The 8,101-nt window shown below is 65.0% G+C and carries 8 protein-coding genes; 4 read left to right on the top strand and 4 right to left on the bottom strand.

What is annotated here, in order from left to right; genetic code table 11:
• Together CQ12_RS03915 and CQ12_RS03910 are read left to right on the top strand one after the other, a co-directional pair.
• Window positions 1-272: dihydrodipicolinate reductase C-terminal domain-containing protein (locus CQ12_RS03915; RefSeq protein WP_283807348.1), on the top strand; the 272-nt coding region annotated here is incomplete at its 5' end.
• A 22-nt stretch (window positions 273-294) separates the two neighbouring features.
• Complete coding sequence (locus CQ12_RS03910; protein ID WP_057834048.1) at window positions 295-918, top strand: 2,3-bisphosphoglycerate-dependent phosphoglycerate mutase; 624 nt, start codon at window positions 295-297, stop codon at window positions 916-918.
• Window positions 919-1,153: 235 nt separating this feature from the next.
• Here the strand turns inward: CQ12_RS03910 and CQ12_RS03905 are convergent, their stop codons facing one another.
• Window positions 1,154-2,050, bottom strand: a complete 897-nt coding sequence (locus CQ12_RS03905) for a methylated-DNA--[protein]-cysteine S-methyltransferase (protein ID WP_057834047.1) — start codon at window positions 2,048-2,050, stop codon at window positions 1,154-1,156.
• A 122-nt stretch (window positions 2,051-2,172) separates the two neighbouring features.
• Window positions 2,173-2,694 carry a DUF2244 domain-containing protein gene (locus tag CQ12_RS03900; protein ID WP_057834046.1) on the bottom strand — a complete coding sequence of 174 codons (522 nt, stop codon included), beginning with the start codon at window positions 2,692-2,694 and terminating at the stop codon, window positions 2,173-2,175.
• 22 nt (window positions 2,695-2,716) lie between these two features.
• On the opposite strand from CQ12_RS03900, the gene nth reads away from it, so the two are divergent.
• The gene (nth, locus tag CQ12_RS03895) at window positions 2,717-3,496 is read left to right on the top strand and encodes an endonuclease III (protein ID WP_057834051.1); all 780 of its coding nucleotides are present in this window, start codon (window positions 2,717-2,719) and stop codon (window positions 3,494-3,496) included.
• Between the two features lie 193 nt (window positions 3,497-3,689).
• On the opposite strand, the gene CQ12_RS03890 is transcribed toward nth, so the two are convergent.
• Window positions 3,690-4,436 carry a sulfate transporter family protein gene (locus CQ12_RS03890; RefSeq protein WP_057834045.1) on the bottom strand — a complete coding sequence of 249 codons (747 nt, stop codon included), beginning with the start codon at window positions 4,434-4,436 and terminating at the stop codon, window positions 3,690-3,692.
• A 133-nt stretch (window positions 4,437-4,569) separates the two neighbouring features.
• Between CQ12_RS03890 and CQ12_RS03885 the strand changes: the two genes are divergently transcribed.
• Window positions 4,570-5,517, top strand: a complete 948-nt coding sequence (locus tag CQ12_RS03885) for a beta/alpha barrel domain-containing protein (RefSeq protein WP_057834044.1) — start codon at window positions 4,570-4,572, stop codon at window positions 5,515-5,517.
• Between the two features lie 153 nt (window positions 5,518-5,670).
• Here CQ12_RS03885 and CQ12_RS03880 read toward each other — a convergent pair whose 3' ends face one another.
• Window positions 5,671-8,064: a heavy metal translocating P-type ATPase gene (locus CQ12_RS03880; RefSeq protein ID WP_283807347.1), complete on the bottom strand. Its 2,394-nt coding sequence runs from the start codon at window positions 8,062-8,064 to the stop codon at window positions 5,671-5,673.
• Window positions 8,065-8,101 lie beyond the last annotated feature (37 nt).

Here is an 8,101-nt window from a genome sequence, read left to right as displayed (position 1 = left end):
TCGACCTGCATGCGCGCTCCGCGCGCGGCCGCGACGGCGAGACCGGCGCGCGACGGCCTGGCGACATCGGCTTCGCCTCGCTGCGCGGCGGCACTGTCACCGGCGATCACAGCGTGATCTTCGCAGGCGCCATGGAGCGGATCGAGCTGACCCATCGCGCCGAGGATCGCACCATGTTCGCGATGGGGGCCGTCAAGGCCGCACTGTGGGCTCGGGGCAAGGCGCCCGGCTTCTACACGATGACCGACGTGCTCGGCCTGACCGACTTCTAACCATCGAACAACGGAATTTGTAATGAGCGATCGTCTTCTCGTGCTCGTGCGGCATGGCCAGAGCGACTGGAATTTGAAGAACCTGTTCACGGGGTGGAAAGATCCTGATCTCACCGAGCAGGGCATTGCCGAGGCCAAGGAGGCCGGCCGCAAGCTGAAGGCGCAGGGGCTGACCTTCGACGTTGCCTTCACCTCCGACCTGACCCGCGCCCAGCATACGCTGAAGCTGATGCTCGCCGAGATCGGCCAGACCGGGCTGCCGACGACGAAGAACCTCGCGCTCAACGAACGCGACTATGGCGATCTGTCCGGGCTCAACAAGGATGACGCCCGCAAGAAGTGGGGCGAGGACCAGGTGCTGGTCTGGCGCCGTTCCTACGACGTGCCGCCGCCCGGCGGCGAAAGCCTGAAGGATACGCTGGCGCGCGCGCTGCCTTATTACGTGCAGGAGATTCTGCCCGGCGTGCTGCGCGGACAGCGCACGCTGGTCGCTGCCCACGGCAATTCGCTGCGCGCGCTGATCATGGTGCTGGAGAAGCTGACGCCCGAACAGATCCTGAAGCGCGAACTCGCGACCGGCGTGCCGGTGATCTACCGGCTCAATGCGGATTCGACGGTCGCGACGAAGGTTGATCTCGCGGCGTGAAGTCGGTCGCGTACGATGGGTAGAGCGAAGCGAAACCCATCATGGTTCTGCGCGAGGCGTGATGGGTTTCGCTGCGCTCTACCCATCCTACGAAATCTGCATTCTCGAAATCAGCATTCTAATGCAGTAGCGCAGATGCGTAGGGTGGGCAAAGCGAAGCGTGCCCACCATTCAGTTCGCGATCGCCGAGATATGGTGGGCACGTCGCTAGCGCTCCTTTGCCCACCCTACAACGTCAGTGCAGCCCGACCTGTCCCGCTTCCCAGCCGAGCATCGCCTGCTTGCGGGTAATGCCCCAGTGATAGCCGGTCAGCGCGCCGCCTTTGCCCAGGGCGCGGTGGCAGGGCACCACGAACGACACGGGATTGCGGCCGATGGCTGCGCCAACCGCACGCGATGCCTTTGGCTTACTGATCTTGGTGGCGATGTCGGAGTAGCAGACCGCGCGGCCCATCGGGATCTTCAGCAGCGTCTCCCACACCCGCACTTCGAAATCGGTGCCGATCAGGACCACGCGCAGCGGCTGGTCCGCTCGCCACAGCCTGGTATCGAAGATGCGCTGCGCGAGGCCAACGGTGCCGTCGTGGTCCTCGACATAGGTTGCGTTCGGCCAGCGCCGCTTCATGTCGGCGAAGGAGATCTGTTCCTGGCCGGGATCGGCGAAGGCAAGACCAGCCAGCCCGCGGTCGCTGGCGATCACGATGGCGGTGCCGAACGGCGAGGCATGGAAGCCGTAGCGCAGGATCATGCCGGCGCCGCCGTTCTTCCATTCGCCCGGCGACATCGCTTCATGGGTCACGAACAGGTCGTGCAGCCGTCCCGGACCTGATAGCCCGGAGTCGAGCGCGGCATCGAGGATGCTGGCGGAATCGCGCAGCAGGCCCTTGGCGTGGTCGAGCGTCAGCGCCTGCATAAAGGCCTTCGGCGTCAGCCCGGCCCAGCGGCGGAACAGATGGTGCAGTTCATCCGGCGTCAAGGCAGCGGCGTCCGCCATCGCTTCGATGGTCGGCTGCGCGCGCCATTGCTCCGAGATGAAGGCGATGGCGCGGCGCACGGAATCGTAGTCGCGCTGCGCGGCGCTCTGGAGGCCCGGCTTCGCCAGGCGTTCGTCATGTATGGCTGATATCATCATGGGGTCTGATTTAGGGCTCATCCGCGGTCCAAACCACCCGATTTCCGATAAGGCCAACGTAGCGTTTTCGAGCGAAGTGGGAACCGGTTCGCGCGAAGAAAACGCGTCAAAAAATGAGAGGCTTACGTGACCGGATTATAGGTGATGCCGCGCTTGGCGGTTTGCAACGCAGCCAGTAAGGCTTTGGCAAAGCTCGCTTTTTCGTCGGGTCCCAGAAAGTGACCGATCGAGACGCGGCGGCCGCGCGAGACCAGATAGAGCCGCTCGATGCCGAACTCGGGGTCGCCGGTCTGCTCCAGCCGCACCCAGAGCGGATTGAGCGTCCATTCCACTACATGGCCGCGATGGCTGACCCGGCGTACGCGCAACGCCGACGGCGTCACCATGATGTCCTCCGAGCCACCGGCGCTGCGGAAGTTGATCCGGAACGCCCAGTAGATCACGAGCATGTCGAGACCGAAGAAGCCTAGCACCGGCCATGCGCCCATCATCCAGAAGGCGATGCCGGCCGCAAAGCTGACGACGCCGATGAACGTCATCAGCACCAGAAAGCCGGTGCGGTTGAGCGAGCGATGCGGTGTCAGCCGCGCCGAGAACAGCGTCGGCTGATCCTCTTCCGGATCAAAGTCGTTGCTTGCGGTCATCGCGTATCAGTATATCCCGATCATGGCCAAAATCATCCGCTCCAGGAGCGTCATAAAAAAGAGCGCTGCAAAACCGGCTGCCAAAAAACCGGGCATTCCATCCGTGCCGAGCAAACCGGCCAGGAAGGCCGCCGGGCCGAAGGCATCAAAGCCGTCAAAATCGAAAGCCTGGACAGCGGCCGAGGTCCACGAGGTCTTCAGCCGGTTTCGGAAGGCCAACCCGGAGCCGAAGGGCGAGCTCGAACATCTCAATCCCTACACGCTGCTGGTGGCGGTGGTGCTGTCGGCGCAGGCGACCGACGCCGGCGTCAACAAGGCGACGCGCGCGCTGTTTGCGGCCGCCGACACGCCGGAGAAGATGCTTGAGCTCGGCGAGGAGAAGGTGCGCGAGTACATCAAGACCATCGGGCTCTATCGCAACAAGGCCAAGAACGTCATCGCGCTGTCGGAAAAGCTGATTGCCGACTTCGGCAGCGAGGTGCCGCGCACGCGCGCCGAAATCGAGTCGCTGCCGGGCGCCGGGCGCAAGACCGCCAATGTCGTGCTCAACATGGCCTATGGCGAACATACGATGGCGGTGGACACGCATGTATTCCGCGTCGGCAACCGTACGGGCCTCGCGCCCGGCAATACGCCGCTCGAAGTCGAACTGGGATTGGAGAAGGTGATCCCGTCCGAATTCATGCTGCACGCCCATCACTGGCTGATCCTGCACGGGCGCTACACCTGCCTCGCCCGCAAGCCGCGCTGCGAGGTGTGCCTGATCAACGATCTGTGTCGGTGGCCGGAAAAGACGGTGTAGGTGGCGTTGCGCGCTCCCACAACCGTCATTGCGAGGAGCGAAGCGACGAAGCAATCCATCTATCCCCGCGTGGAGAGGTGGATTGCTTCGCTGCGCTCGCAATGACGGGGATGGGCCACGGGCCTCATGGTTCTCCCGGCGCTGCAAAGCATCGTCCGGAGACGCGCGAAGACGCGCTCCTCACCATGAGGGATCACACCACCGGCATCTTCCTTACCGGCTCGATCAGCTCCGGCCGCGGGCCTGACAGCCGCTTGTGCATGTGGACCATGAAGGCCATGCCGAACACGGGCGTCGCCAGATTGACGATCGGGATCGACACGAAGGCCGCGATGAACAGGCCGGCGGTGAACACGGTCGCCGCATTGTCCCTGCGCATCGCCTTGGCTTCCGCCGGCGAGCGGAAGCGCATCGCGGCGAGCTCGAAATATTCGCGACCCAGAAGCCATGCGGTGGCGATGAAGAAAATCAGAAAGCCGGCGCCGGCGAACAGCACGAAGGGCAGCGCGATCAGGTAGACCAGAAGCGTCAACAGCGCCGTCTTAATGCCCTCGGGCACTGCGATGCCAAGTGGCAGCGCGTCGCCGGGGCGTTCGGCGGGATAGTGCTCGCGCTCGACATGCCCGGCGACGTCATCGACGAACACGCTCGCGATCAGCGAGGTGACTGCCGGCATCAGGAAAATGCCGCCGAGCACGACGCCGAGCCCGGCCGCGATCGAGATGATCCAGGACAGGATGTGGAGCGAGGTGTGGAAGCCCGGTCCGAGCATCGCCTCGGCCCAGCCCTCGCCGTAATCGGCGAACCAGCTCAAGAGCCGCTGCAATCCGACGGCCAGCACCGTGATCAGCACCAGCGCCAGCCCGATCGAGCGCCACAGGATGGTGCGCATTGGCGGCGACAGGATCTGCGAAAGCGCCTTGACGGCGGCGTCCAACATGGCGGTCTGGCCTCTTGTGAAAAAACCCTTGCGAGAGGTAGATAGCCGCAGGGGCTTCGGCAAGAGCCGGCGAGCCCCCGGGAGACAAGACTGCCGTCAAAAACAACGCCGCAAGAGCAGAGAAGAGGCTGCCATGACCCGTGTCCAGGAACTCTACCCCGACAACAAGATCGTGCTGCGCGAGGTGGGCCTGCGCGACGGCCTGCAGCTCGTGAAGACGTTTCCGTCCACCGCCGCCAAGCAACGCTGGATCCGCGACGAATATGCCGCCGGCGTGCGCCATTTCGAGGTCGGCTCGTTCCTGCCGGCGAAGACCTTTCCGCAATTCGCCGACGTGCGCGGTATCATCGCGACCGTGGCGTCGCTGCCGGGCGCCTACGGCATCGCGCTGACGCTGAACGAGCGCGGCGTCAACGAGGCGCTGGCGTCAGGCGTTGCCGAAGTGGCGACGGTGGTCTCGGCGACCGAGGAGCACAGCCAGGCCAACGCCAACCGCTCGCGCGAGTCGGCCATCGCTAATGTGAAGCGCCTTTGCGAATTGCGCGACGCCAGCACGCACAAGCCGGTGGTGAACTCCGCGATCTCGATGGCGCTGGGCTGTTCGATCGTGGGACCGGTAGACCCAACGGAAGTGTTGCGGCTGACGGAAAAGCTGTTCGAGGCCGGCGTCGACATGGTCGCGATTGCCGATACGGTTGGCTATGCCGGGCCGAAGCAGGTCGGCGAACTCGTTGCGGGGGCGGTGAAGATCGCAGGCGCAAAGCCGATCTGCATTCACCTGCATGACACGCGCGGTATGGGCATCGCCAACGCTTCCGCCGCACTCGATGCCGGCGCGCGCGTGCTCGACGGATCGCTCGGTGGCCTCGGCGGCTGCCCTTTCGCGCCGGGCGCTACCGGCAACGTCGTGTTCGAGGACCTCGCGTTCCTGTGCGAGAGCAAGGGATTTGAAACCGGCGTGGACTTCGAGAAGCTGATTGCGGTGCGCGGAATCCTGAAATCGGAAATGCCTGGCGAGGCGCTGTACGGCGGACTAGCGCGCGCTGGATTGCCGCGCGGGAGGGCGGCGAAGGCAGCGTAAATCGCTGCTCGTCATGGCCGGGCAGAAGCGCGAAGCGCGTCTTCGCGCTAGAAGTCCCGGCCATCCACGTCTTTCTTGTCGCGACGCCGTTAAGACGTGGATGCCCGGGACAAGCCCGGGCATGACGACTCACTATTGGTCGCTTTCGATGAACTACAGCCGCGTCATTCTTAGCCGCAGCGCATTGCCCACGACGCTCACCGACGACAGCGCCATCGCGGCGGCGGCGATGATCGGCGACAGCAGCAGCCCGAACGCGGGATAGAGAATGCCCGCGGCGATCGGGATGCCGGCGGCGTTGTAGATGAAGGCGAAGAACAGGTTCTGCCTGATATTGCGCATGGTCGCCTGCGACAGGCGGCGGGCGCGGACGATGCCGACAAGGTCGCCCTTCAGCAGCGTGACCCCTGCGCTTTCCATCGCGACATCGGTGCCGGTGCCCATGGCGATGCCGACTTCGGCCGCCGCGAGCGCCGGGGCGTCGTTGACGCCGTCGCCGGCCATCGCGACGATCTTTCCGGCCTTCTGCAGCTTTGCCACCACCGCGCTCTTCTGATCGGGCAGCACTTCCGCTTCGACGTCGGCGATGCCGAGGCTCCGTGCGACCGCATTTGCCGTAGTCCGGTTGTCACCGGTCAGCATGATGACCTTGATGCCCTCGGCCGCCAGCGCCTTCAGCGCATCCGGCGTCGATGCCTTTACCGGATCGGCGATGGCGAAAAGGCCCGCGAGCTTGCCGTCGACCGCCATGTTGATGACGGTCGCGCCCTCGCCGCGCAGACGCTCGCCTTGTTCGTTGAGTGAACTGCTTTCAATGCCAAGCGATTGCAGGAAGCTTGCATTTCCGAGCACCACGGTCTTGCCGTCAACCTTGCCGGTGGCGCCCTTGCCGGTCGGCGAATCGAATTCGTCGACCTTGCCGAGATCGAGTTGGCGCTCCCTGGCTGCGCGCACGATGGCATCGGCCAGCGGATGCTCGCTGGCGCGCTCGACGCTTGCCGCCAGCCGCAGAATATCGGTCTCGGCAAATCCCGCGGCGGGAACGATCGCGACAACCTTCGGCTTGCCCTCGGTTAGCGTGCCGGTCTTGTCAACCACGAGCGTGTCGACCTTCTCCATGCGCTCCAAAGCTTCGGCGTTCTTGATCAGCACACCGGCCTGCGCGCCGTGGCCGACGCCGACCATGATCGACATCGGCGTGGCCAAGCCGAGCGCGCAGGGGCAGGCGATGATGAGCACGCTGACGGCGGCGACCAGGCCGAACGCCAGGCGCGGTTCGGGGCCGAACCAGGCCCACGCGCCGAATGCGATTAGCGCCACGACGATCACCGTCGGCACGAACCAGCCGGCGACACGGTCGGCCAGCCGCTGGATCGGTGCACGCGAGCGCTGCGCGTCCGCAACCATCTTGACGATCTGGGACAGCAGCGTGTCGCGCCCGACTTTCTCGGCGCGCATGACGAAGCCGCCGGATTGATTGAGGGTGCCGGCGATGACCTTGCTGCCCGGCTCCTTGGTGACCGGCATGGATTCGCCCGTCACCAGCGCCTCATCGAGCGAGGAGCGGCCTTCGAGGATCACGCCGTCCACCGGCACTTTTTCGCCCGGCCGGACGCGTAATCTGTCGCCGACGGCGAGCGCGTCGATCTCGACTTCGTGGTCCGTGCCATCGTCGCCAATGCGGCGCGCGGTCTTCGGCGCGAGTTGCAGCAGCGCCTTGATCGCGCCCGAGGTCGCTTCACGCGCGCGCAGTTCGAGCACCTGGCCGAGCAGCACCAGCACGGTGATGACGGCGGCCGCCTCGAAGTAGACCGCAACCGCGCCGCCATGGCCGCGGAAGGTGGCGGGGAAGATGCCGGGCGCGACCGTGCCGATGACGCTGTAGAGATAGGCGACGCCGGTGCCCATTGCGATCAGCGTGAACATGTTGAGATGGCGCGTCTGCAGCGATTGCCAGCCGCGCACGAAGAACGGCCAGCCGGCCCAGAGCACGACGGGCGTGGCTGAGGCGAGCTGGATCCAGTTCGACAGCGTGGGATCGAGGAAGCCATGGCCGCCGACGAGATGGCCGCCCATTTCGAGAATAACCGCGGGCAGCGCGAGCACGAGGCCGATCCAGAAGCGGCGCGTCATGTCGGCAAGTTCAGGATTGGGCGGTGTATCGAGGCTCGCGACCTCCGGCTCCAGCGCCATGCCGCAGATCGGGCAGCTTCCGGGGCCGACCTGACGGATCTCCGGGTGCATCGGGCAGGTGTAGATAGCGCCTTCCGGCACGGCGGCTTTCGGCCGCTTGTCCCTTTCGAGAAAGGCGAGGGGATCGGCGGCGAATTTGGTCCGGCAGCCGGCCGAGCAGAAATGAAAGGTCTCGTCCCTGTAGTCGAAGCGGTGCTTGCTGGTCTCAGGATTCACCGTCATGCCGCAGACAGGGTCGCGTACGGTCGCAGCCACCTCGCCGTGGTGGTGATGAGCGTGGCCGGCATAGCCATGGCCGCCGCAACAGGCGCTGTTCGACGCGCCGTTTCGATCGGCGCTTTCATTCTTGTTCATCATCGCTCCGGCGCTTGAAACCTATACCCTGTAGGGG

Origin of the sequence: Bradyrhizobium jicamae (assembly GCF_001440395.1) — a bacterium.
GTDB lineage: Bacteria > Pseudomonadota > Alphaproteobacteria > Rhizobiales > Xanthobacteraceae > Bradyrhizobium > Bradyrhizobium jicamae.
The sequence above is the reverse complement of the archived record's forward strand: the minus strand, read 5'-3'. Positions and strand labels throughout refer to the sequence as shown.